At 33.3% G+C, this 22,291-nt stretch carries 17 protein-coding genes and 1 CRISPR repeat array; of the genes, 5 read left to right on the forward strand and 12 right to left on the reverse strand.

What is annotated here, in order from left to right; genetic code table 11:
- Positions 1-379: 379 nt before the first annotated feature.
- The 4 genes from cas9 to IRZ80_RS14035 all read left to right on the forward strand — a co-directional run bounded on the left by cas9 (position 380) and on the right by IRZ80_RS14035 (position 8,277).
- Positions 380-3,763, forward strand: a complete 3,384-nt coding sequence (gene cas9 / locus IRZ80_RS14020) for a type II CRISPR RNA-guided endonuclease Cas9 (protein ID WP_194642197.1) — start codon at positions 380-382, stop codon at positions 3,761-3,763.
- 50 nt (positions 3,764-3,813) lie between these two features.
- The gene (locus tag IRZ80_RS14025; protein WP_194642198.1) at positions 3,814-4,056 is read left to right on the forward strand and encodes a type II toxin-antitoxin system ParD family antitoxin; all 243 of its coding nucleotides are present in this window, start codon (positions 3,814-3,816) and stop codon (positions 4,054-4,056) included.
- Positions 4,049-4,324: a type II toxin-antitoxin system RelE/ParE family toxin gene (locus tag IRZ80_RS14030; protein ID WP_194642199.1), complete on the forward strand. Its 276-nt coding sequence runs from the start codon at positions 4,049-4,051 to the stop codon at positions 4,322-4,324. The genes IRZ80_RS14025 and IRZ80_RS14030 overlap by 8 nt, the downstream gene beginning before the upstream one ends.
- 94 nt (positions 4,325-4,418) lie before the next feature.
- A CRISPR array of direct repeats spans positions 4,419-7,414; the repeat unit is 36 nt; unit sequence GTTGTGGTTTGATTAAAGATTAGAAAACACGATATT.
- Between the two features lie 248 nt (positions 7,415-7,662).
- A complete protein-coding gene (locus tag IRZ80_RS14035) occupies positions 7,663-8,277 on the forward strand; it encodes a transposase (protein WP_194642200.1) in 615 nt (204 codons plus the stop codon).
- Here IRZ80_RS14035 and cas2 read toward each other — a convergent pair.
- The 6 genes from cas2 to IRZ80_RS14065 form a co-directional block, all read right to left on the reverse strand.
- Positions 8,274-8,603, reverse strand: coding sequence for a CRISPR-associated endonuclease Cas2 (gene cas2 / locus IRZ80_RS14040; protein WP_194642201.1), 330 nt, complete (start codon positions 8,601-8,603; stop codon positions 8,274-8,276). The two genes, IRZ80_RS14035 and cas2, sit on opposite strands and share 4 nt — an antisense overlap.
- The gene (gene cas1, locus IRZ80_RS14045) at positions 8,579-9,493 is read right to left on the reverse strand and encodes a type II CRISPR-associated endonuclease Cas1 (protein ID WP_194642202.1); all 915 of its coding nucleotides are present in this window, start codon (positions 9,491-9,493) and stop codon (positions 8,579-8,581) included. The genes cas2 and cas1 overlap by 25 nt, the downstream gene beginning before the upstream one ends.
- A gap of 179 nt (positions 9,494-9,672) precedes the next feature.
- Positions 9,673-10,422 (reverse strand): shikimate dehydrogenase family protein, encoded by a 750-nt coding sequence (locus IRZ80_RS14050; RefSeq protein WP_194642203.1) that lies wholly within the window; start codon positions 10,420-10,422, stop codon positions 9,673-9,675.
- Complete coding sequence (locus IRZ80_RS14055) at positions 10,422-11,819, reverse strand: tetratricopeptide repeat protein (RefSeq protein ID WP_194642204.1); 1,398 nt, start codon at positions 11,817-11,819, stop codon at positions 10,422-10,424. Before IRZ80_RS14055 ends, IRZ80_RS14050 begins: the two co-directional genes overlap by 1 nt.
- A gap of 174 nt (positions 11,820-11,993) precedes the next feature.
- The gene (locus tag IRZ80_RS14060) at positions 11,994-13,175 is read right to left on the reverse strand and encodes an aspartate aminotransferase family protein (protein WP_194642205.1); all 1,182 of its coding nucleotides are present in this window, start codon (positions 13,173-13,175) and stop codon (positions 11,994-11,996) included.
- 65 nt (positions 13,176-13,240) lie between these two features.
- Positions 13,241-14,878 (reverse strand): OstA-like protein, encoded by a 1,638-nt coding sequence (locus tag IRZ80_RS14065; protein WP_228520912.1) that lies wholly within the window; start codon positions 14,876-14,878, stop codon positions 13,241-13,243.
- 287 nt (positions 14,879-15,165) lie between these two features.
- Between IRZ80_RS14065 and IRZ80_RS14070 the strand changes: the two genes are divergently transcribed.
- On the forward strand, positions 15,166-17,040 hold the full coding sequence (locus tag IRZ80_RS14070) for an alpha-amylase family glycosyl hydrolase (RefSeq protein ID WP_194642206.1): 1,875 nt from the start codon (positions 15,166-15,168) through the stop codon (positions 17,038-17,040).
- A 59-nt stretch (positions 17,041-17,099) separates the two neighbouring features.
- Here the strand turns inward: IRZ80_RS14070 and IRZ80_RS14075 are convergent, their stop codons facing one another.
- The 6 genes from IRZ80_RS14075 to ftsH all read right to left on the reverse strand — a co-directional run bounded on the left by IRZ80_RS14075 (position 17,100) and on the right by ftsH (position 22,288).
- Positions 17,100-17,804 carry a superoxide dismutase gene (locus tag IRZ80_RS14075; protein ID WP_228520913.1) on the reverse strand — a complete coding sequence of 235 codons (705 nt, stop codon included), beginning with the start codon at positions 17,802-17,804 and terminating at the stop codon, positions 17,100-17,102.
- An 86-nt stretch (positions 17,805-17,890) separates the two neighbouring features.
- Positions 17,891-18,157 carry an acyl-CoA-binding protein gene (locus tag IRZ80_RS14080; RefSeq protein WP_194642208.1) on the reverse strand — a complete coding sequence of 89 codons (267 nt, stop codon included), beginning with the start codon at positions 18,155-18,157 and terminating at the stop codon, positions 17,891-17,893.
- A complete protein-coding gene (locus tag IRZ80_RS14085) occupies positions 18,157-18,810 on the reverse strand; it encodes a phosphatidylserine decarboxylase family protein (RefSeq protein ID WP_194642209.1) in 654 nt (217 codons plus the stop codon). Before IRZ80_RS14085 ends, IRZ80_RS14080 begins: the two co-directional genes overlap by 1 nt.
- Positions 18,800-19,651, reverse strand: coding sequence for a phosphatidate cytidylyltransferase (locus tag IRZ80_RS14090; protein ID WP_194642210.1), 852 nt, complete (start codon positions 19,649-19,651; stop codon positions 18,800-18,802). Before IRZ80_RS14090 ends, IRZ80_RS14085 begins: the two co-directional genes overlap by 11 nt.
- Before the next feature lies 1 nt (position 19,652).
- Positions 19,653-20,255, reverse strand: a complete 603-nt coding sequence (locus tag IRZ80_RS14095; RefSeq protein WP_194642211.1) for an LUD domain-containing protein — start codon at positions 20,253-20,255, stop codon at positions 19,653-19,655.
- Between the two features lie 107 nt (positions 20,256-20,362).
- Positions 20,363-22,288, reverse strand: coding sequence for an ATP-dependent zinc metalloprotease FtsH (gene ftsH, locus IRZ80_RS14100; protein WP_194642212.1), 1,926 nt, complete (start codon positions 22,286-22,288; stop codon positions 20,363-20,365).
- Positions 22,289-22,291 lie beyond the last annotated feature (3 nt).

Consider the following 22,291-nt stretch of genomic DNA (forward strand, 5'->3'; position numbering starts at 1 on the left):
TTATTTTTTGAATGCGAAAGATACTAAAGGTGCGCCACAATACAAAATAAAACTTCGGTTTATAGCTTGTTTGCTAGGAAAAATAGCTCAATTTATTTATGAGTTGAATGCTTTATAGTTTTGCTGAGGTGTTTTTTAAAATTTTTGAAGAAAGTGAGGAATGTGTAAGTATTTGAATTGTTTCGAAAAAAAAGTCCCACCGAAGCAGGACTAAAGATTTTCATCTACGGCATATAGCCTTATTGTGATAAGATTAAAGATTAGAATTGTTTTAATCTGTTGTAAATGTATGTAAAAAAGAATTAGTGCACAATGAGGAAAACCGTAAATAGATTAATTTTTTTTATAGTAAATTCCATGCAGATTAAATTTAAAAAATATGGCAAAGATTTTAGGATTAGATTTGGGGACTAACTCGATTGGGTGGGCATTAATTGACGATAAGCTGAATAAAATTTTAGGCATTGGAAGTAGAATTTTTCCAATGGGTGTTGAGAATTTGGGTGATGGCGATAATGAAATGTCTAAAAATGCAAGTAGAACAGGAGCAAGAGGTGTTCGTCGTCAATTCTTTAGAAGAAGATTAAGAAAAAAAGTGTTGTTAAAATCACTTTCAGAAAATAATATGTGTCCAATGAATGCTAAAGATTTTGAAGATTGGAAACAAACCAAACAATTTCCGTCTGAAAAATTAGCAACTTGGTTTGCAGAGAATCCTTATGAATTGCGTCAAAAAGCATTGATGGAAAAATTGTCTTTAGAAGAAATTGGCAGGATTTTTTATCATTTAATTCAAAGAAGAGGTTTTTTAAGTAATAGCAGAAAAGGAGGAAGCGATGATGGAGCTATTTTTAAAGGAAATGTTAAAGAAGGAAAAATAGGAATTGATGACACTTTAGAAAGTATTGAAGGTAAAACTTTAGGATCTTATCTATATGAGATTTATCCAAAAGAAAACCAGCCTTTTCAAGATGGATTAGAAAGAATTCGAAATCGATACACTACCCGTAAAATGTATATTGATGAATTTGAGTTGATTTGGGAAAAGCAATCACAATTCCATTCGGTTTTAAACTATGATTTAAAAACAACTTTTGGAGGAAGAAAGCAGGATAATTACAAAGAAGATGGTATTTTATTTCATCAACGCCCTTTGCGTTCTCAAAAACATTTGGTAGGTAATTGTTCATTTGAACCTACAAAGACTAAATGTCCAATAAGTGCAATTTCTGTTGAAATGTTTAGAATTTGGCAATGGGTAAATACAGTGGAATACAATGGAAAGAAAATATCTCAAACAGAAAAAGAAAAATTGATTGAGCAATTACTTTCATTTGATAAAATTGAATTTAAAAAACTGAGAAAAGCGATTGGAAAAGAAAGCGCTGAATTCAAGTTTAATTATAAAGACGACGATAAAATAGTTGGGACACATACTATTTCTAATTTATCTAATAAAAAATTCTTTGGTAAAAAATGGTTTGAGTTTTCTGAAAAGGAGCAGGAAGATATTTGGCACGTTTTGTATTTTTTTGACAGTAAATCAAATCTTAAGGATTATGCTGTTAAGAATTGGAATTTTTCAGAGGAAAAAGCAATTGCAATTTCAAAGTTTAATGTAAAAGACGGCTATGCCAGTTTGAGCCGAAAAGCTATTGGAAATATTTTGCCTTTTCTACAGCAAGGATATACTTATGATATTGCTGTGGTTATGGGCGGAATAAAAAATACTTTTGGCGACAAATGGCAAAATGATACGGAACAAAACAATCAAAAACAATTAGATTTAATTGATAATGTTGAAGGAATAGTCAGGTCTAAAATTTCAGGCGGTTTTATAGATACAATTAAGAATTTACTTCGTAAAGAATTTCAATTTAGTGATAAACAATTGAAGAAACTTTATCATCATTCGGCAACAATTGATGTTACAGTATTATTAGAAAAATTGCCTGTTGGCAAAGATGCCGACAAGGAAATTCAAGCTATTAGAAATCCGATTGTAATTACTGCTTTATTTGAGTTGCGAAAATTAGTTAATGAATTAATCGAAGAGCATGGACAACTTGACGAAATAAAAGTAGAAATGGCTCGTGATTTGAAAATATCTAAATCACAGCGAAATAAAATTCGCAGAGATCAAAAACGATTAGAAAGAGAAAATGATAGAGTAAAAAGCGAAGTAGAAAAGTATGCGAAAGTTTCTCACGATAACATTTTAAAATTTAAACTTTGGGAAGAGTGCAAGCAGACTTGCCCTTATACAGGTGTTGTAATTCCTGTTACTAAACTTTTTACAGGTGAAGTCCAAATAGAACATATTCATCCATGGAGTCGTTCATTAAACGATAGTTTCAATAATAAAACATTGTGTTATGCTGATGAAAATAGACGAAAAGGAGATAAAACACCTTTTGAATTTTATGGTAATGACGAATTGGATTGGATCGCCAGAAAAGAGCGTGCTTTAAAATTATTTTCGGATACCAAGGAATATCCCAATGCATATCAAAAATTCAAGCGATTTGTACAGCAAAAATTTGATGATGATTTTTCTTCAAGACAATTAAATGATACCCGATTTATAAGTAAAGAAGCCTCAACTTATTTAACACAAATATGCAAAAAAGTAAATGTTTCTCCAGGTCAAATGACTGCCAATTTACGTCAAAAATGGGGTTTGAATACGGTTTTGAATGATGAAAATGCTAAAACCCGTGAAGATCATCGTCATCATGCCATTGATGCTTTGGTTATGGCTTGTGGCAAAACAAGTTATTTACAGGAATTGTCCAAATGGAATCGCTACAATAAAAATTATGATTTAAAAGATTTTCCAATGCCATGGGAAACGTTCCGATTTGATGCAGAAAAAGCAGTCGATAAAATATTGATTTCGCATAAACGTATTGCTAATGATATTACTATTCGATATACTAAAGTAGAGAAAAACGGAAAAACACATATAAATAAAGGCGTTGCTGCCCGAGGGCAATTACATAAAGAAACCGTTTTTGGCAAGCGAAATTTTAATGGAGAAGAAGCATTTCACGTTAGGAAATCAATAGATAGTTTAACAACCGAAAAACAATTGGAAAAAGTAGTTGACGAAGCTATTAGAAAATTAATTCATAAAAGGATTCAAGAGCTTGGCGGATTTGTAAAAGGTGCTATTCCTGTGAACACTTTTTTTATTGCTGATGAAAATGGAGTGAAACAACCACAAATTTTCTTGCCTAATAAAAACGGAGAGCCAGTACCAATTTTGAAAATAAGGATGAAAGAAAATTTTAGCGGAGCAGAAAAGCTAAAAGATAATGTTAATCAATGGGTAAATCCTAGAAACAATCATCACGTACTTATTTATAAAGATGAAAAAGGAAATTTAAAAGAAGATGTAGTAACTTTTTGGACTGTCGTTGAAAGAAAAAGTAAAGGATTTCCAGTGTATCAATTACCAGCTGAAGGTAAAGAAATAGTTACGGCTTTACATATTAATGATATGTTTTTATTGGGATTAACGGATGATGAAATTAGCTGGGAGAATCACGATTATGATTTGTTTAAGGAACATTTGTATAGGGTGCAAAAACTATCATCTAAATTCTATGAGTTTAGACTGAGTTCGCAAGCTTCTATTCAAAATAATTTTCAACCATTTTACATCAGAATTCAAAGTTTTGGCGATGGCAAAACAGGATGGGATACTTTTAATCCAATCAAAGTAAAGATTTCAGTTTCAGGAAAAATTTCTAAAATATAATTTTATTTCGAAAGTTTGGTGTAAATTTACACCACTAAATAGTTGTAATTATGTCAAGACAAAGTATCACATTAGCCAATCAAAATGATGAATGGTTAAAAGAGCAAGTGGCTAAAGAGGAGTTTACCAGTAAAAGTGAAGCGGTTAATTATTTAATTAAGCAAGCACGTGAGCAAGATGCTTATGTAGAGTTTGTTCGAATGAAGTTAGATAAAGCTGAGAAAAGTGGATTTGCTAAAAAGCAAACAAGAGAAGAAATGTTGGCAGAATTCAAAAAGAAATTAAATGTATAGCTATCATTTAAATGAATTAGCCAAAGAAGATTTATTAAGAATATACGAATATGGAATAGCAAAATTTGGTTTAAATCAGGCAGATAAGTATTTTGATATGATGCAAGACTGTTTTGATAAAATCGCTTCAAATCCGTTTTTGTTTCCAAATGCAATTCGTTACCGAGAAGGTTACAGATATTGTGTTTGTGGTGTGGATACCATTTTTTATAAAATCAACGGTAATGAAGTAGAAATAATGGCAATCATTGGCAGGCAAAATTTTTAAGAAGTTCTTTGACATAAGTTTTTCAAGGTCTTAAACATCTCAAACCACAACTGAAAGTTATGGCGTCTGCCAAGCAGGGACGCGAGAACTTTCAGTTGTGGTTTGATTAAAGATTAGAAAACACGATATTGATCAGTTTCCTTATTTTGGGTAATTCTGCGTTGTGGTTTGATTAAAGATTAGAAAACACGATATTATTTCTCGGAAATAGTCTAGTATCTTCATAGTTGTGGTTTGATTAAAGATTAGAAAACACGATATTAAAGCTTCATTTTTATGTTCGCTTTCATCAGTTGTGGTTTGATTAAAGATTAGAAAACACGATATTTTCAACCACAACCGATTCACTATTGTTTTGTTGTGGTTTGATTAAAGATTAGAAAACACGATATTTGATGGTAAAACTTATTGTTTAGATACAGTGTTGTGGTTTGATTAAAGATTAGAAAACACGATATTATTTCCCCTGTCTATTCCCTCAACTAATTGTTGTGGTTTGATTAAAGATTAGAAAACACGATATTATTCATTGACAATTGCCAATTAACAGAGCGTTGTGGTTTGATTAAAGATTAGAAAACACGATATTTAAGCTTTAGAACTATTAGATTGACGTTTCGTTGTGGTTTGATTAAAGATTAGAAAACACGATATTATCAACTTCGAATCCGTCACGCTGTTCTGGTTGTGGTTTGATTAAAGATTAGAAAACACGATATTCAAGGTGTTTTAAAGAATACATATTCACATGTTGTGGTTTGATTAAAGATTAGAAAACACGATATTCACTGTCTAGTTAATAGATCTAAATGTCCCGTTGTGGTTTGATTAAAGATTAGAAAACACGATATTTTGCTAATGTAAAAGAAGTAAATGCTGTTAGTTGTGGTTTGATTAAAGATTAGAAAACACGATATTGTGAAGTTCTAAATGAATCCCAATTGCACCGTTGTGGTTTGATTAAAGATTAGAAAACACGATATTACATCTTGATGATGCTTACACAGGAAATACGTTGTGGTTTGATTAAAGATTAGAAAACACGATATTGTACAGTACTAAGACTGTTTGGACTTGTAAGTTGTGGTTTGATTAAAGATTAGAAAACACGATATTACAAATCAGCAGATGTAATTGTCATTTCACGTTGTGGTTTGATTAAAGATTAGAAAACACGATATTGTATTGTTTCTAACAGATACATTTTACTGCGTTGTGGTTTGATTAAAGATTAGAAAACACGATATTCTTTTTACTAGATTTAAAACCTGGTAACGGTTGTGGTTTGATTAAAGATTAGAAAACACGATATTTCCATCTATATAAGCAACTACGAGCAACTTGTTGTGGTTTGATTAAAGATTAGAAAACACGATATTAAAGACATTTGGAATGTACCAATTAAGGATGTTGTGGTTTGATTAAAGATTAGAAAACACGATATTGAAGCGGGAAAATTGATAAAACACTTTTTGTTGTGGTTTGATTAAAGATTAGAAAACACGATATTTTGATTTCAATAATTTCATCATTTCGAAGTGTTGTGGTTTGATTAAAGATTAGAAAACACGATATTTTATTGACAGTATCACACTTGCCGGACAGAGTTGTGGTTTGATTAAAGATTAGAAAACACGATATTAGTTACGTCCAAACAATCTAATATCAAATAGTTGTGGTTTGATTAAAGATTAGAAAACACGATATTTTCTATCCAATTTATTTTCTCGAATGTACTGTTGTGGTTTGATTAAAGATTAGAAAACACGATATTCTATATGACAAAGAAAGAGACAGAATAATAGTTGTGGTTTGATTAAAGATTAGAAAACACGATATTAAGTACCTAGCATACTGGGACATTTATAAAGTTGTGGTTTGATTAAAGATTAGAAAACACGATATTGTACTAGGACAAAAAGTAACAGATGAATCTGTTGTGGTTTGATTAAAGATTAGAAAACACGATATTGTAAACGAAGAAACTATCAACTATGTAACTGTTGTGGTTTGATTAAAGATTAGAAAACACGATATTCGTTTAATAATAACTACAACCTCATAACTTGTTGTGGTTTGATTAAAGATTAGAAAACACGATATTTTTCAGTTTACCGGCAAGCAGGACCGTTTTGTTGTGGTTTGATTAAAGATTAGAAAACACGATATTGAAGCTACCAAGAAACAAGAGGCAGCTATGGTTGTGGTTTGATTAAAGATTAGAAAACACGATATTAAAATCTTCAACGCTTACCGTTGTGGTTTGGTTGTGGTTTGATTAAAGATTAGAAAACACGATATTAACGCTCACGAAGTGTAGTTAATGATTTTTGTTGTGGTTTGATTAAAGATTAGAAAACACGATATTAAGAATAATTGAAGGATGCGGAACTTTCCGTTGTGGTTTGATTAAAGATTAGAAAACACGATATTTTCGCAATTTATTTTCAAAACTCATAAAATGTTGTGGTTTGATTAAAGATTAGAAAACACGATATTAGCTCGCACCATTGAATTATTGGGAAGGAGTTGTGGTTTGATTAAAGATTAGAAAACACGATATTGAGTATCGTTCAATGTTTCTAAAAGATCTGGTTGTGGTTTGATTAAAGATTAGAAAACACGATATTAATAATTATTTTAAAGGCAAAACAGATGCGGTTGTGGTTTGATTAAAGATTAGAAAACACGATATTAGTATGTCGTGCGCTTGCGTCACGCTGTTTGTTGTGGTTTGATTAAAGATTAGAAAACACGATATTTTACACAACCGAATTAGAGGTAAAACGACTGTTGTGGTTTGATTAAAGATTAGAAAACACGATATTAACCGTGAAATACTTGGAATTGTAGGCACGGTTGTGGTTTGATTAAAGATTAGAAAACACGATATTAATTCCGTCATGAACCTTTGTCATTAATTGTTGTGGTTTGATTAAAGATTAGAAAACACGATATTCATTTTCTGGCATTGTGTTAGTATTTGTGTGTTGTGGTTTGATTAAAGATTAGAAAACACGATATTGTGAGCAAACACGTTTCCGACGTGGTCTAGTTGTGGTTTGATTAAAGATTAGAAAACACGATATTAGTTGGTTTGTTTCCTTCTGATAATCATGTGATTAAATTGAAATATCGTATAAAAAAATGCTTCTTTTTTGGATTGATAACCCAGGATTGAAGCATTTTTTTATTTGTAATAATTTGGATTTCAATATTTTTATAATGAGAATTATAGTTGGATTCGGTGAAGGGACAGGTCGCGACCTGCCCGTACGAGTGGCCTGTCCGTATTTGTGGTGGCATGAAGATTGTTGTAATGTATAAATAGATTGTTTATGAAAAATAGAAAAAGAAATAGAATGCAAGGATTTGATTATTCCACTGATAATTTATATTTCGTTACGATTTGTGTTAAGGATAGGGTTTGTTGTTTGGGGGCGGTGGTTGATGTAGGGGCAGGTCGCGACCTGTCTGTACCGAATATCAATGAATTGGATATTATAATGAATTCGGATGAATTTATAAAAAAGATGGAATTAAATGAATTCGGGAAAATTGTAAAGAATCAGATAGAATGGCTGGCCGAGCAATATAAATATGTTGATGTCCATAATTTTGTGATAATGCCCAATCATGTTCATATGGTTATTGAAATTGATAAAAAGAAATTGACGGTAGGGACAGGTCGCGATAAAATAAAGGAAGGGACAGCTCGCAAGCTGTCCGTACAGGATAATGAAATAAAAATAAAATCATTGTCAAGTTTGATTGGTGCCTTTAAAACAACATCGTCAAAAATGATGCATCATGCTGGTTTTGCAGATTTTGCCTGGCAAAGATCTTTTCATGATCACATTATTCGAAATGAGAGATCTTATCAAAATATAAGTAATTACATTGATTTGAATCCTGAAAAATGGATGGCAGATACTTTTTTTGAGAAGCATTAAAACAATTCCAATTGTGTGGGCTGAGGTTCTTTGGGAATTTCGGCTTTGCCCCAAAAATTCTGGATATTGCCAAATTGCTTATCGGTAATTCGTAAAACACTCACTTTTCCTAAAGGAGGTAAAAGTTTGTGAATGCGTTTTTCATGTACATCGGCACTTTCACTGCTGGCACAATGACGGACATACACAGAATATTGCATCATGGAGAATCCATCTTTTAAAAGATTATTCCTAAATCCAGAAGCATTCCTACGGTCTTTTTTGGTTTCCGTAGGTAAATCAAAAAATACGAACAGCCACATTATTCGGTATCCGTTGAGTTCCATAATTTAGGATATTTTATTTTTTTTCTGTTGCCCGTAAAACATTGCTGTAAGGAACTGGCTGTTTTTTGCAATCCAACCATTAAAGGGCTTTTCTCTTCTTTGAAATAAACTGTCCGTGTAAGAATCTGCAATAGTTCGGATTTAAGTAAAGTGTTTAATTCCTGTTCATCATAGCACTGCATGATTTGGAACACTTTTTCGTCTACTATTGGCCTAAAGGGCTCCATAATATCATCTGCCAGAGCAAAGGCATTGTATTTGCTTTTATGGTGAATGCCGAGCGTGTTGAGCAGGCCGCTTCCTGAAACCGCTCTTGCAGTGGCCGCTCTCAATATGGCGTAACCATAATTTAGAAAATTGTTAGGGTAATCTCCAAAGCGTTCTCTTTTGATGCCTTCTTTTTCCTGATTTGGAAATGGAAAATATTTCCAATAATGCTGAGCAGCAACTCCTTCCATATTACTGGTGTCACCACTCAAAACTTTGGTGGCCAGATAATCAAATTGATTTTTATTTTTGGTTAATCTTTCCAGTAATTCTCCTTGATTTTTTATTTTTTCGATTATGGTCTGCTGCCACAATTGTTTTTTTAGAGGAACAGTAGCTTCGATTTGATTTTTGAATATTTCCTGCTGTATATGATGGCTGTTGAGGTTCAGGAACATGCCATTGGGCAAGTGATTATTGGAACAGATAATGACGGCTGTATTGTTTTCAATCATCAGGTTCATAGCTGGAATACTCAAATAAATTTCAGGATTGTCAAGAACAAGAAACCCTATATCTTCTATTGGAACTGAACTTTCTCTTACTTCAGATTTAATAATCAGCTGCAGATTTTTGGTGCTGATTGAAGATTTGTTTTCGACAAGAATAGTTCTTTTTAGCATGATTTTAATTTTTTAAATTAAATACCTAAAATATTCACATAAATTAACGGAGTTTTTAAATGACTGTATTACGGTAAACCGTAAATGAAGAGATTCAGAGGTAATGTTTTTACGCACAAAGCCCTCAAAAGGAAAATCCTTCTGAGGGCTTTGAGGTATTGTGTTTAAAAAGTATTTTTCTATTTATTCCATATCTTCCAGGCTTTTTCTGCTTGAAAAATAAGCATGTCCAAACCATTTTTAATCTGTGCGCCCTGAGTTTTTGCTTTACTTAGAAATTGTGTTTCAGCAGGATTGTAAATCAAATCGTAGGCAATATGTTTCTCTGTGAAGTATTCGTAGGGAATAAGCGGAAATAAATCCACATTTGGACTTGTTCCTACTGGAGTACAGTTGATGATAATCTGGTAGTTATCAAACGTAGTAGCATTGATAAGGCTGTAATCGATACAGTTTTCTTTGTCCCCGCGGGAAACAAATGTATAAGTGATATCCAATTGGTCTAAAGCAAAGGCAACTCCTTTTGAAGCGCCGCCGGTTCCCAGAATCAATGCTTTTTTGTGATGTGGCTGTAATAATGGTTCAAGAGATTTTTGGAAACCGTAATAATCGGTGTTGTAGCCTTTTAATTTTCCTTTTTTGGTAAATTTTATGGTGTTTACAGCCCCAATTTCGACTGCGTTTTTAGATAATTTGTCTAAAAAAGGAATCACGGATTCTTTATAAGGAATAGTGACATTCAATCCGTTAAGGTTATTGTTGTTTTTTATTAATTCGGTAAACTCATTGATTTCCTGTATGTCAAAATTTTCATAGGTACAGCCTTCAAAATGTTCCTTGCTGAATTTTTCTGTAAAATATCCTTTTGAAAAGGAATAGCTGATATTGCGGCCTAATAAACCAAATCGTCTCCTTAAAACTTCAGTCATTATTGTTTTTTATGTTTGTCAATATAATTTCGTACCATTTTTTTCTCCCAAACCACAGGGAATAAATCTTCTAACAGGATGTAATTGTCATAATTCAGACGCAAAGCATTACTTAAATGAAATTTAGCTTTGATATTGTCTGAAAGCATAAAATACAATCCAGCCAAACGGTATTCGACTTCGTTTTCTTCAGGAAAATATTCTGAAGCCTGCAGTAATGTTTGTATTGCACTTTCAAATTCTCCTAAAAACTGTAAAATGTCAACCCAAAACAGCCAAGTGTCGAGCTGATAATCTCCAAATTCTACTGCTTTTCGATAGCCAAATTCAGCTTCTTCAAAAAAGTTCATCTGCTTGTTGATAGCGGCAAAACGTTTCCAGTATAATTTGTTCTGATTATCAATTGCTAATGCTTTATTGACAAAAAATAATGCTTTTTGGAAGTTTTTCTGGCGTACATAAAAATCAGTAATGGCAATCCAGCCTTTGTCTAAAAGAGGATCTTCATGTACAGTTTTGTTATAATATTTCAAGGCTAGAACTTTATTGCCTAATCTTTCGTAGCATTTTCCTATTCGAAGCAAAGCATATGAAGTGGCGTCGTCCAGTTCCAATGTTCTGTTGTAGCTTTCAATGGCTTCTTCATATTTCTTTAGACGTTCCAGTGCTTTTGCTTTTTCCATAAAAGCACCTAGAAATTCTTCATCAATAAGAGTCGCGTATTCAAATGCATGAATAGCACTTTCATATTCCTTCACGCCATAAAACAAGCGGCCTAATTGATGCCAGGCAATCTCGCTGTAAGGATTTTTGTTGATGTATTTATTCAGATAGGCAATTGCTTCCTGATTTTGATCTAAAAATTCAAAACAATATACCACATTATATAATGCCGATTGATCTTCAAAATCTTCTTCGAGACATTTAATGAAGCTGTCTTTGGCAAGTTCAAGATTATCCATAAAAAGATATTCCATTCCCATTAAGTTGTACACATCAGCATAGTCATCTGTATATTTCAATGCTATTTTGAGCATTTCTACGGCTTTTTCATGCTGATCTCTTTTGGAACAGATATTGGCTTTCTGAATATAAATTTCTTCGTTTGTTGGTTCGATAGCATACAGCTCATTCAATAGCTTTTCGGCCATTTCGAGTTTATCATCATAAATCAGCATTTCTACCTGGACTAATTTAAGGCCACTGGATCTTGGGTGCTGTTCCAGTGCTAATTTTAAAGCTTTTTTGGCCAATGCAGACTTGCCCATATCGAGATAATGAAGAATGATTTCTTCAAATTCTTCGGAGTCAAAAAAGAGCACTTTGTTGGTTTTCAACATAGACTCAAATTTGGATAGGGATAAGTTATAATCTTCTTCTTCGTTGCTTAATTGCATACTGTGTGTTTTTAAATTATCCTAAATTAAAATTAAGGAAACGTATTGTTGAAAAGAGGAAGGATTCTATTTGTTGTGAACAATTTAATTAACAGGTTTTTCAATGGCAATATCAAAAGTCAAATTCAAAAGTCAATGTCAAACCTTAAATATTTATTTTTTAAATTTAAATTCTTAAATCATCATTTCGTTCATCACTTCAAGAATTATTGCACAGCCTTCTCGAATTTCTTCTTCGGAAATGGTCAGTGGCGGTGTTATTCGAATTGCGCATCCTTCAAAAAGAAGCCAAAATAGAATCAAACCTCTGTCCTGACATTTTAATATCACTTCATTTGTGATGTCTGCACTCTCCGTCATGGCAGCAAGCATCAATCCTCTTCCTCTTATTTCTTTAATCAAAGGATGTACCAAAAGCTTTCTGAAGAGATTTTCTTTCTCTAAAGTATCTGTAATGATTGAGGTTTCAGTTAATTCTTTCAAAGTAGCCAGACATGCTGACGCAATGACAGGATGACCTCCAAAGGTTGTAATGTGACCCAATTTCGGGTTTTCAGTCAATAAATCCATCATTGCCGATGAAGCGGTAAAAGCACCAACTGGCATGCCGCCACCCATTCCTTTTCCCATGACTACAATATCTGGGACTACATCATAGTTTTGAAATCCAAAAAGAGCACCTGTTCTGCCAAATCCCGGCTGGATTTCGTCTAATATCATTAAAGCTCCTACTTCTTCGCATCGCGCTTTTACTTTCTTTAAAAAATCGTTATGAGGCTCAATAAAACCAGCTCCTCCTTGGATAGTTTCGAGTAAGATTCCTGCTGTTTTATTGGTGATTTTTTGTAAATCGGCTTCATTATTGAATGTTATAAAATCGATGTCGGGAAGCAGTGGGCGAAAAGCCTGCTTGCGTTCTTCAAATCCCATTACACTCATCGATCCCATGGTGTTTCCATGATAGGCATTATGACATGAAATGAGCTGGCTTCTTCCTGTTACTCTTTTTGCAAGTTTTAATGCGCCTTCTATTGCTTCGGTTCCTGAGTTGACCAGATAAGTTTTGTCTAAAGGAGCAGGGAGGAGAGAGGCCATCAATTTGCAGTATTCTACTGCGGGACTTTGTGAATATTCGCCATAAACCATAACATGCGAATATTTATCCAACTGGTCTTTTATAGCGTCATTTACTCTTTTGTTCTGATGGCCAAGCGTACAGGCCGAAACTCCTGCGACAAAATCCAGATATTTTTTATTATTTGTGTCAAAAATATAGGAACCAATGGCATGCGATACTTCCATACCCAATGGATATGGCGAAGTTTGTGCTTGGTATTTTATAAAATCCGGATTCACTTTTTGGAAAGTTTATGTGTTTAAAGGTTTATCGTTGAAGTCATAATCTGCCATCTAAAAACTGCTTACTGATTACTTTTGGAGTTCTTCTTATCATAATTCAAAGTTTCTTTTCGAACTTTCATCGGTGTAGCTTTTTTTGCTTTGTCTTTTTGTGTTTCTTCAATGATTTTGAGTTCTTCAGCATTTTCTTCTTTGCTAAAAACATCATCTTTGGATTTAATCTTTTCATCGCCCCGCCATTTGAGTCCGCGAAGGGCTCTGGCATTTTCGGGAAATTCAGTTTCTGGATAAACAATACCGTCTACCTGCTTAAAAAAGGTGGTTTCGTCTATGTCATTTTTGTCAAAGATGATATTGATTTTACTGCATACTTTTTTATCTATACCAATTAGTTCATTGGCATTGTTCCGCATGTAGTAAATCATTTCAGCATTTTTTATAATATCAACATCATGAATTTTTCCGTCTAGAAATTTACCAAATAAGTTTTGTCCTTTTACCTGATTATATCCGGTTCCAAGGGTGTCTTTCGAGACCAGAAAGGTGTTGTTGAGTACTTTGAGCGAGTCTAGTTTTTGAGTCTTATTATCTCCAATGAGATGCATAACATCACCAGTAATTTGGCTTTCTCCATTCCAGAGTATTGGATTTCCTATCAATTTTGTCAAAGAAATTTTAGAACTGGAATGAATAGAATCGCATTTACCGCTCATGTCGGTTTTGTAAAAACGTACATTGTTAAAAGCTCGAATGATTCTGTCACCTTCTTTACCGGTTACCATAAGTTTTTTCCCATGAATATACACCGAATCATTGTCGACAAAATTGACAGCCAAAGCTCTTTTGGTAACAAACATAGAATCTTTTTTCTTGAATAATTCAGCATAATGTCCCCGAATTACTCCTCGATTGACCGAATCGGTTATTTTTACATTTCGTGTTGCCGATGCAAATTCTTTATTTCGGTCATAATACAGACTATCTCCCTTTATGATTCGGTCATCATATTTTATATAAGATTTATCTAAGAAATGTGCCAGATTTTTTTTGGTATCATAAAACCCTTTCTCTGTATAAATATAATTGGTTTTACTGGTAATTGTTGATGGACCAAAAAGATAAGAGTGCCCGGAATTACTGTAATAATCCAAGTGGTTGGATTTAATTTCGTATGATTTATTGGTAAGTGTTACCTCTGTTAAGAATTGAAATTTTTTCTGGGTCACATAATATCTTCCAGATTTGCTTTTTAAAGTATTGTCTTTGTTAATTATGGTTCCTTTTGTGTTGTAAAATACTTCCTGAATATTTCTGTCAAAATTGATTGTATCTGTTGCCAATGTGGCGTCTGGAGAGCTCATGACAGCATTACCAGTTGCAAAAGCCTTTTTTAATTCGCCGCTGTATTCAGCATAATTACTATTTAAATATAAAGTGTCTCCCTGTACCAATTGTACATTTCCAAAAGCTTTTAAATAATTTTCTTTTTGGAAAAAGTAAGCTTTATTACAGGTGAGAACCACACCGTCATGGCTTACTTTTACATTTCCGGTTAGCAATAGAGCACCTGGATATTTGTCTTTATCCATATCGGCAAAGTCAGATTGTTCAACATGAATTTTTTTAGGAGCCTGTGCCAAAATATGATTTGCACCAAGTAATATTAAGCAATAGATAATGAAATATAAAGATTTCTTCAATGGTCTGATTTTTTTTGTAAATTTATGAAAATTGAAACAAACCCTATAGATATTAGGATTTATTTATAATAGTTTACTGCTGTAATCAGGAAGAGGCTTTTTAGAAAATAAAATAGTTATAAACAAAGGGTTTGGCTATTACGTTGTAGTGGTTTTTTGAGTGTGAAACAGACTGGATTTGGAGACTTTGCTCATTGCTTTATTTTGAAAAAAGATTAAATTTATAGATTGATACAGGTGTTAAAATGTAACAATTGGGTATTTTTAATTTTTTATGATTTAAATAGATGAGCACTACAAAAAAAGTAATCACAGGAATAAGTATTTTGCTTATCGCTGTAGCATGTAAAACTAAAGATGTAAAAATGAGTGGACAAAAGAAAGAAATCGTTTCTGAAAATAAAGCAGTAGTTTACCAAGTATTTACCCGTTTGTTCGGTAACAAAAACACAGCCAATAAACCGTGGGGAACAATTGAAGAAAATGGCGTTGGAAAATTTAATGATTTTACAGACAAAGCGCTTCATGAGATAAAAGATTTAGGTGTTACCCATATTTGGTACACGGGTGTTCCGCATCATGCTGTGATTAGGGATTATACTGCAATAGGAATTTCAAACGATGATCCGGAAGTGGTCAAAGGAAGGGCAGGTTCGCCCTATGCTGTAAAAGATTATTATAATGTGAATCCTGATTTAGCAGTTGATCCTGCAAAACGTTTAGAAGAATTTGAGGCATTGATAAAAAGAACCCACAAAACAGGTCTTAAAGTTATTATTGATATTGTTCCCAATCACATTGCCCGTAAATATGAAGGAAAAAACAATCCAAAAGGAGTGAGAGATTTTGGTGCCGATGATGATGTTACTGTGGAATACAAAAGAGATAATAATTTTTATTACATTCCGAATACCCCATTTCAGTTACCTGATGGAGACAGACCTCTGAACGGTGAAAGTAATCCGTTAATTGATGGTAAGTTTGAAGAAAATCCTGCTAAATGGACTGGCAACGGTTCCAGAATGGCAAAACCCGATAAAAATGACTGGTATGAAACCGTCAAAGTAAATTACGGCATACGCCCAGATGGTTCAAAAGATTTTCCTGAATTACCAGCTGGTTATGATAAACTGTCTTCTAAAGAACATTTTGATTTTTGGAAAGATAAAAGCGTGCCTAGTTCCTGGATTAAGTTCAGGGATATTGCGTTGTATTGGACTGCTAAAGGTGTGGATGGTTTTAGATATGATATGGCCGAAATGGTTCCTTATGAATTTTGGAGTTATATGAATTCAGCGATAAAAAATGTAAATCCGGACGCTTTTCTAATGGCGGAGGTTTATAATCCGAGAGAGTATCGCAATTATATTCATTTGGGTAAAATGGATTATTTGTATGATAAAGTAGAGACTTATGATAAACTGAAAGATATTATTCAGGGAAAAACACCTCCTGATGGATTATCCTATATTCAAAGCGGTCTGGCTGATATTGATGTTCATATGCTGAAGTTTTTGGACAATCATGATGAACAGCGATTAGCAAGTCCAGAATTCGCAGGTTCTCCTGAAAAAGGAAAACCAATGATGGTAGTTTCTGCGATGATAACTTCGGCACCAATTATGATTTATTTTGGACAGGAAGTAGGAGAGGCAGGAAATGAAAACGGTGGTTTTGGATCTCATTCCAGAACATCCATTTTTGATTATGTAGGTGTGCCAAATCATCAGCGATGGATGAATGACGGTGCTTTTGACGGCGGAAAATTATCGAAAAGTGAAAAAGATCTGCGTGATTTTTATAAAAAATTATTAAATTTCTCTGCCAAAAGTTCTGCAGTAATGGGGCAGTTTCAAGATCTTCAGGAAGTAAACCGTCATGCAGGCCTTGGATATGACCCAAATCATGTTTATTCATTTGTCCGCTGGTCTGACAATCAAAAATTAATAGTTCTTACTAACTTTTCATCAGAAGCTTCTAATACTTTTGAATTAAAGATTCCTGCAGATATAATCGCTAAATGGGATTTGAAAGAGGGAACTTATACGCTGAGCGATCAATTGTATCGAAAAAGTATTGTTCAGCTGCATATTGCAAATGGCGAAGGAAAAGCTTCAATTACAATTCATCCGTTGGAATCATTTATTTATCAATTGGATTAAGCTGATTAAAGGAGTATAAAAAAAGCTGATATTTTTAGGATATCAGCTTTTTTTGTTTCTTACTTTTTGAAAGTAGCCTTGTAGTTTTCGTTGACTTTTTCCCAGTTTATTATGCTGAAAAAATCATCGATATATTTTTTCTTTTTGTATTGGTAATCCATAAAATAGGCATGTTCCCAAAGATCTATTCCTAAAATTGGTGTTCCGTGAAATCCAACAACCGGTGCATAGGTCATTAATGGATTGTCTTGATCTTGTGTTGTTGATAATTGAAGAACTCCAGTTTTGTCAACTACAAGCCAAACCCATCCAGATCCAAACTGTTTATTTGCGGCGTCTTTAAAAACTGTTTTAAAATTTGAAAATGAACCAAAATCGGTAGCGATTTTTGAAGCTAAAGTATCTATTGGTTCTCCTCCGGCTTTTGGACCTATCGAATTGAAATATAAAGTGTGGTTGTAATATCCTCCAGCATTATTTCGGAGTTCAGTATCATTGATATCTAATTTTTTTAATATATCTTCAATGGTAAGATTCTCTTTATCTGTTCCCAGAACTGTTTTGTTTAGGCTGTTGGTGTAATATAAATAATTTTTATAATGAGATTCTAATGTCAAAGCCGATAAATCCGGTGCGAGTGCATCATAGCCAAACGATAGTTTTTCCAATTGAAAAGAGCCTTCATTTGCTTTTAAATCATTTGGATTGCCTATTTTTATTTTTTCTTGTACTGCAGGTAATGGTACTTCTACAACTTCAGTCATTTTTTTTTCATTACAAGAAACTAAGACCAAAATAAAGAGCAGGCTTGCTAATATAAAAGTGTTTTTTTTCATAAAAAATAATACGATTACTTTATTAGGGAATGAATTAATTTAATATATTTTTTCTTGGCTTCATTTTGTGTAAGATGACTGATCTGAATCCAGGCATTAGTTTTAAAAGCATTTCTTAAGTCAGAATTGTCTGTGACTTTAAAGTTACTTTTGTCAAATGTTGCCTGTTTGTAAAAAGCATAAAGACGCAGCTGCACATCCTGCGGTAAAGATGCTTGAGTCATAGAAGAAGCAATTTCAACTGCTTCTTGAAATTGTTTGTCTAAATCTTTTTCAATCATTAAGCCTTAATTGCAATTATAGTCTTTCCTCCAATTGCTTTTTGATTTAATTCTACATTAATCGGAGTGCCTAGAGGCAGAAAAATATCTACTCTTGAACCAAATTTAATAAAACCAGCATCGGTGCCTTGTACAACCTGCATGCCTTCCTGTGCATAATTTACAATACGCTTTGCTAATGCACCTGCAATCTGACGGTACAAAATAGCTCCGAAAGTTTTATTTTCAACAACAATGGTTGTTCTTTCATTTTCTTCACTGGCTTTTGGATGCCAGGCTACAAGAAATTTACCGGGATGGTATTTGCTGAATTTTACTAATCCGCTTATTGCGTAACGAGTAACGTGAACATTTATTGGAGACATAAATATAGAAACCTGAATTCTTTTGTCTTTAAAATATTCGCTTTCAAATACTTCTTCTATCACAACTACCTTTCCGTCTACAGGAGCAATAATATGATTTTCGTTTATTTCTACAGTTCTTTTAGGGTTTCTAAAAAATTGCAGGATGATAATCAATAATAACAAAGTTACAATTTCAATAGCCATTTTAATCCATTCTGTCTGGATAAAATAGTCTGATGCTAAAAAAACAACAGCAGTAACAATAGTGCCTAATAAAATACTTTGAGTTCCTTCTTTATGAAACATAATTTAAAATTTGATAAAATAAAAATATAATTGGTGCTACAAAGATAACACTATCTAATCGATCTAGGATGCCTCCATGGCCGGGCATGATGTTGCCGCTGTCTTTTTTTTCTGAAATCCGCTTGAATTTGGACTCAACTAAATCTCCAATAGTTCCGAAAACACCAACAATTGCTGCAATTATAAGCCAGATGTATGTGTTTTTTTCTGGAAGCATTAAAAAATATTTTGAAATAAAATAACTTGCAAGTACTGCAAATCCTATACCACCCAGAAATCCTTCAATGGTTTTTTTAGGAGAAATCCTTTCAAATAATTTGTGTCTACCAATTGATTTTCCAACCAAGTAAGCAAATGTATCATTGGTCCATATTAAAATAAAAATACTAATCAGGATGTTTGGGTTGTACCCCTTAATTCCAAAAGGTATTTTTGTGATAATAACAAATGGCAGAATTATATATCCAATCAGATAAGCAAATTTTGAAAAGGAATCTACTTTTAAATTTTTGTTGTCAAATAAAAAGACAATGCATTTTAATGAGACGATAAGGGATGAAAATAATACGGCTAAATCAAAATTTCTGTTATACCGAAGTACGTATAAAACTCCATCATCTTTTTCGGCTATAGCAATTTTATAAAAAAAGGAATAGAATAAACAGGCTGTTATAATTGGTGCAATCTTGTTTAAGTGTACGAGATTGCAAAATTCGAATACTGCTATTAATAAAAAAACTCCAAATAGAACAAAAAAAGTATCTATAGAGTATTGTATTGAAGCTATTAGTAATAAAATATAAACAGCCCCCGATATTGATCTTTTTAGTGTTTCATTCATTTTAAAGATCTTCTAAGAGCAATAGGTATAAATTTTTTGCGGAACTTCCATACTGAGTGAAATCTTCCTCTTTGGCTTTTTCGAAATATTTGATAGTTGTGATATTGGTAGGGTATTCTGTTAAATATTTTTTTCTGATAGCACTAAGTCCTTCACTTTTACCTTCAACAATCTGGCTTGTTTTTGCCAAAATTATGATATTGGCAGGTAAATCATTTGGTTTTTTCTGCTTAATCTGATTGGAGGAAAATAAAATTGATCCTTCTTCAGTTATTAGATTTTCGCAGCCGGATAATAAAAATTTAGGGTTTATATTTTGACCGTATGTAAGTTTGTTTTCATCTAATAAAAAAAACAATTTTGGTTCGTAACATAAAGCTTCAGTTTCAAACCAGTCATTTTCTTCAAGTATATTTTCAAATTGCTCTTTTACTTCATCTAAATTTTCACAGTATAAAAATTTCCCGCCGTTTTTTTTAAAATTATAGATGAACTGTTCATCCAAAGGGGAGTTAATATCTGGATTTGGTTTATTTGAATTATCGTTCATGCCTTCATCAGATGAAGGATCATTAGAACCAAATAATTTTTTAAAAAGATTCATATTTGTTACTAATCGTTTTGTGTTACTTGAAAACGTTCAAAGATAAAAAAATCTTAATTCAAAACGAGGTTTTGAATTAAGATTTTAAATATTTGTTAATTTTTAAATTACGAAACTACTTCGCCTAAATTTTTGTCGAATGTTCTCTGACCAAATATAGCTTCTAAATCATCTTTGAAGATTACTTCTTTTTCGATTAAAATATCAGCAAGCTGGTTTAATTTATCTTTGTTTTCTTCTAAAATCTGAATAGCTCTAACGTATTGTCCTTCGATTAATTCTGAAATTTCAGCATCAATTATTTTGGCAGTATCATCAGAATAAGGTTTAGAAAAACTGTATTCGCTTTGCCCTGATGAATCGTAATAAGTAACATTTCCTATTTTGTCATTCAAACCATAAATTGTTACCATTGCGCGGGCTTGGCGTGTTACTTTTTCTAAGTCACTAAGTGCTCCAGTCGAAATTCTGTCAAAAGTTACTTTCTCCGCTGCTCTTCCTCCCATAGTTGCGCACATTTCGTCTAACATTTGATCTGTTCTGACGATTTGTCTTTCTTCAGGAAGGTACCATGCTGCTCCCAGACTTTGTCCGCGGGGTACAATAGTCACTTTAATAAGCGGTGCAGCATGCTCAAGCATCCAGCTTACAGTTGCGTGACCAGCTTCGTGAATGGCGATTGCTCTTTTTTCTTCAGGAGTAATAATTTTGTTTTTCTTTTCAAGACCGCCGATAATTCTGTCTACGGCATCAAGAAAATCCTGTTTGTCAACTGCAGTTTTGTTGTTACGGGCAGCAATCAAAGCGGCTTCGTTACAAACATTAGCAATATCGGCACCAGAGAAACCTGGAGTCTGTTTGGCAAGGAAATCGAGATCAAGTCCTTCTACTTTTTTGATAGGTCCTAAGTGAACTTGGAAAATTTCAGCTCTTTCACGAATGTCTGGTAAGTCCACAAAAATCTGTCTGTCAAAACGTCCGGCACGCATCAGGGCTTTGTCTAAAACATCGGCTCTGTTTGTCGCTGCAAGAACAATTACATTTGAATTAGTTCCGAAACCGTCCATCTCAGTCAGTAATTGATTCAGAGTATTTTCTCTTTCGTCGTTACCGCCTGACATATTGCTTTTTCCTCGGGCTCTACCTACCGCATCAATTTCGTCGATAAAAATAATTGCTGGAGATTTTTCTTTGGCTTGTTTGAAAAGATCACGTACACGTGAAGCACCTACTCCTACGAACATTTCCACAAAATCAGAACCAGAAAGAGAGAAAAACGGCACTTGAGCTTCACCGGCAACCGCTTTGGCTAATAAAGTTTTACCTGTCCCTGGAGGCCCTACTAATAGTGCTCCCTTAGGGATTTTACCTCCCAGATTAGTATATTTTTCAGGGTTTTTAAGAAATTCTACAATTTCCTGTATTTCTTCTTTGGCACCTTCTAATCCAGCTACGTCTTTAAAAGTGGTTTTGATATCTGTTTTTTCGTCAAACAGTTTTGCTTTTGATTTTCCAATATTGAAAATCTGTCCGCCTCCGCCTCCTGGTCCGCCAGACATTTTTCTCATGATAAAAATCCATACACCTATAATGATTATTATTGGCAGCAGGCTTATTAAGATATCTGTCCAATTGCTGGAATCTTTAAAATCGTAATCGACTAATTTCTTTTCAATCTTGGCCTTGTCAAGTTTTTCTTGAAATGATTTAAGGTCTCCAAATTTTGTTGTGTAATGAGGACCTTTATTAGGCTGATCTAAAACATTTTTTGCAACTTTTTTATTTGCAGGGTCTTTTAATGCAGCATCCGAAAGATAAATTTCTGCATCTTTATTGTTGAAAATGACAACATTTTTAATTTGTCCTTTAGCCAGCATGTTATCAATCTCAGACGATTTTAGCTGACCTGGTTCTTGAAAGTTTGATCCGCCGGTTGCAAAGCTTATTGCTAAAAAAATCAATATTATTGCAGTGTATACTAACCAAGGACTTACCTTAAATTTATTTGAATTTGGATTATTTTCTTTAGCCATTAG

The sequence above is a fragment of the Flavobacterium sp. HJJ genome, assembly GCF_015351475.1.
Classification (GTDB): Bacteria; Bacteroidota; Bacteroidia; order Flavobacteriales; family Flavobacteriaceae; genus Flavobacterium; species Flavobacterium marginilacus.

Excerpts from the sequence above, each read along its gene's own strand:
- IRZ80_RS14095 (WP_194642211.1), bottom strand. The coding sequence starts at position 20,255 with ATGAATCTTTTTAAAAAATTATTTGGTTCTAATGATCCTTCATCTGAT.
- IRZ80_RS14075 (WP_228520913.1), bottom strand. The coding sequence starts at position 17,804 with ATGACTGAAGTTGTAGAAGTACCATTACCTGCAGTACAAGAAAAAATA.
- cas9 (WP_194642197.1), top strand. The coding sequence starts at position 380 with ATGGCAAAGATTTTAGGATTAGATTTGGGGACTAACTCGATTGGGTGG.
- IRZ80_RS14090 (WP_194642210.1), bottom strand. The coding sequence starts at position 19,651 with ATGAATGAAACACTAAAAAGATCAATATCGGGGGCTGTTTATATTTTA.
- IRZ80_RS14050 (WP_194642203.1), bottom strand. The coding sequence starts at position 10,422 with ATGACTGAAGTTTTAAGGAGACGATTTGGTTTATTAGGCCGCAATATC.
- IRZ80_RS14070 (WP_194642206.1), top strand. The coding sequence starts at position 15,166 with ATGAGCACTACAAAAAAAGTAATCACAGGAATAAGTATTTTGCTTATC.
- IRZ80_RS14055 (WP_194642204.1), bottom strand. The coding sequence starts at position 11,819 with ATGCAATTAAGCAACGAAGAAGAAGATTATAACTTATCCCTATCCAAA.
- cas2 (WP_194642201.1), bottom strand. The coding sequence starts at position 8,603 with ATGGAACTCAACGGATACCGAATAATGTGGCTGTTCGTATTTTTTGAT.
- IRZ80_RS14025 (WP_194642198.1), top strand. The coding sequence starts at position 3,814 with ATGTCAAGACAAAGTATCACATTAGCCAATCAAAATGATGAATGGTTA.
- IRZ80_RS14030 (WP_194642199.1), top strand. The coding sequence starts at position 4,049 with ATGTATAGCTATCATTTAAATGAATTAGCCAAAGAAGATTTATTAAGA.
- IRZ80_RS14080 (WP_194642208.1), bottom strand. The coding sequence starts at position 18,157 with ATGATTGAAAAAGATTTAGACAAACAATTTCAAGAAGCAGTTGAAATT.
- ftsH (WP_194642212.1), bottom strand. The coding sequence starts at position 22,288 with ATGGCTAAAGAAAATAATCCAAATTCAAATAAATTTAAGGTAAGTCCT.
- IRZ80_RS14035 (WP_194642200.1), top strand. The coding sequence starts at position 7,663 with ATGAAAAATAGAAAAAGAAATAGAATGCAAGGATTTGATTATTCCACT.
- IRZ80_RS14085 (WP_194642209.1), bottom strand. The coding sequence starts at position 18,810 with ATGTTTCATAAAGAAGGAACTCAAAGTATTTTATTAGGCACTATTGTT.
- cas1 (WP_194642202.1), bottom strand. The coding sequence starts at position 9,493 with ATGCTAAAAAGAACTATTCTTGTCGAAAACAAATCTTCAATCAGCACC.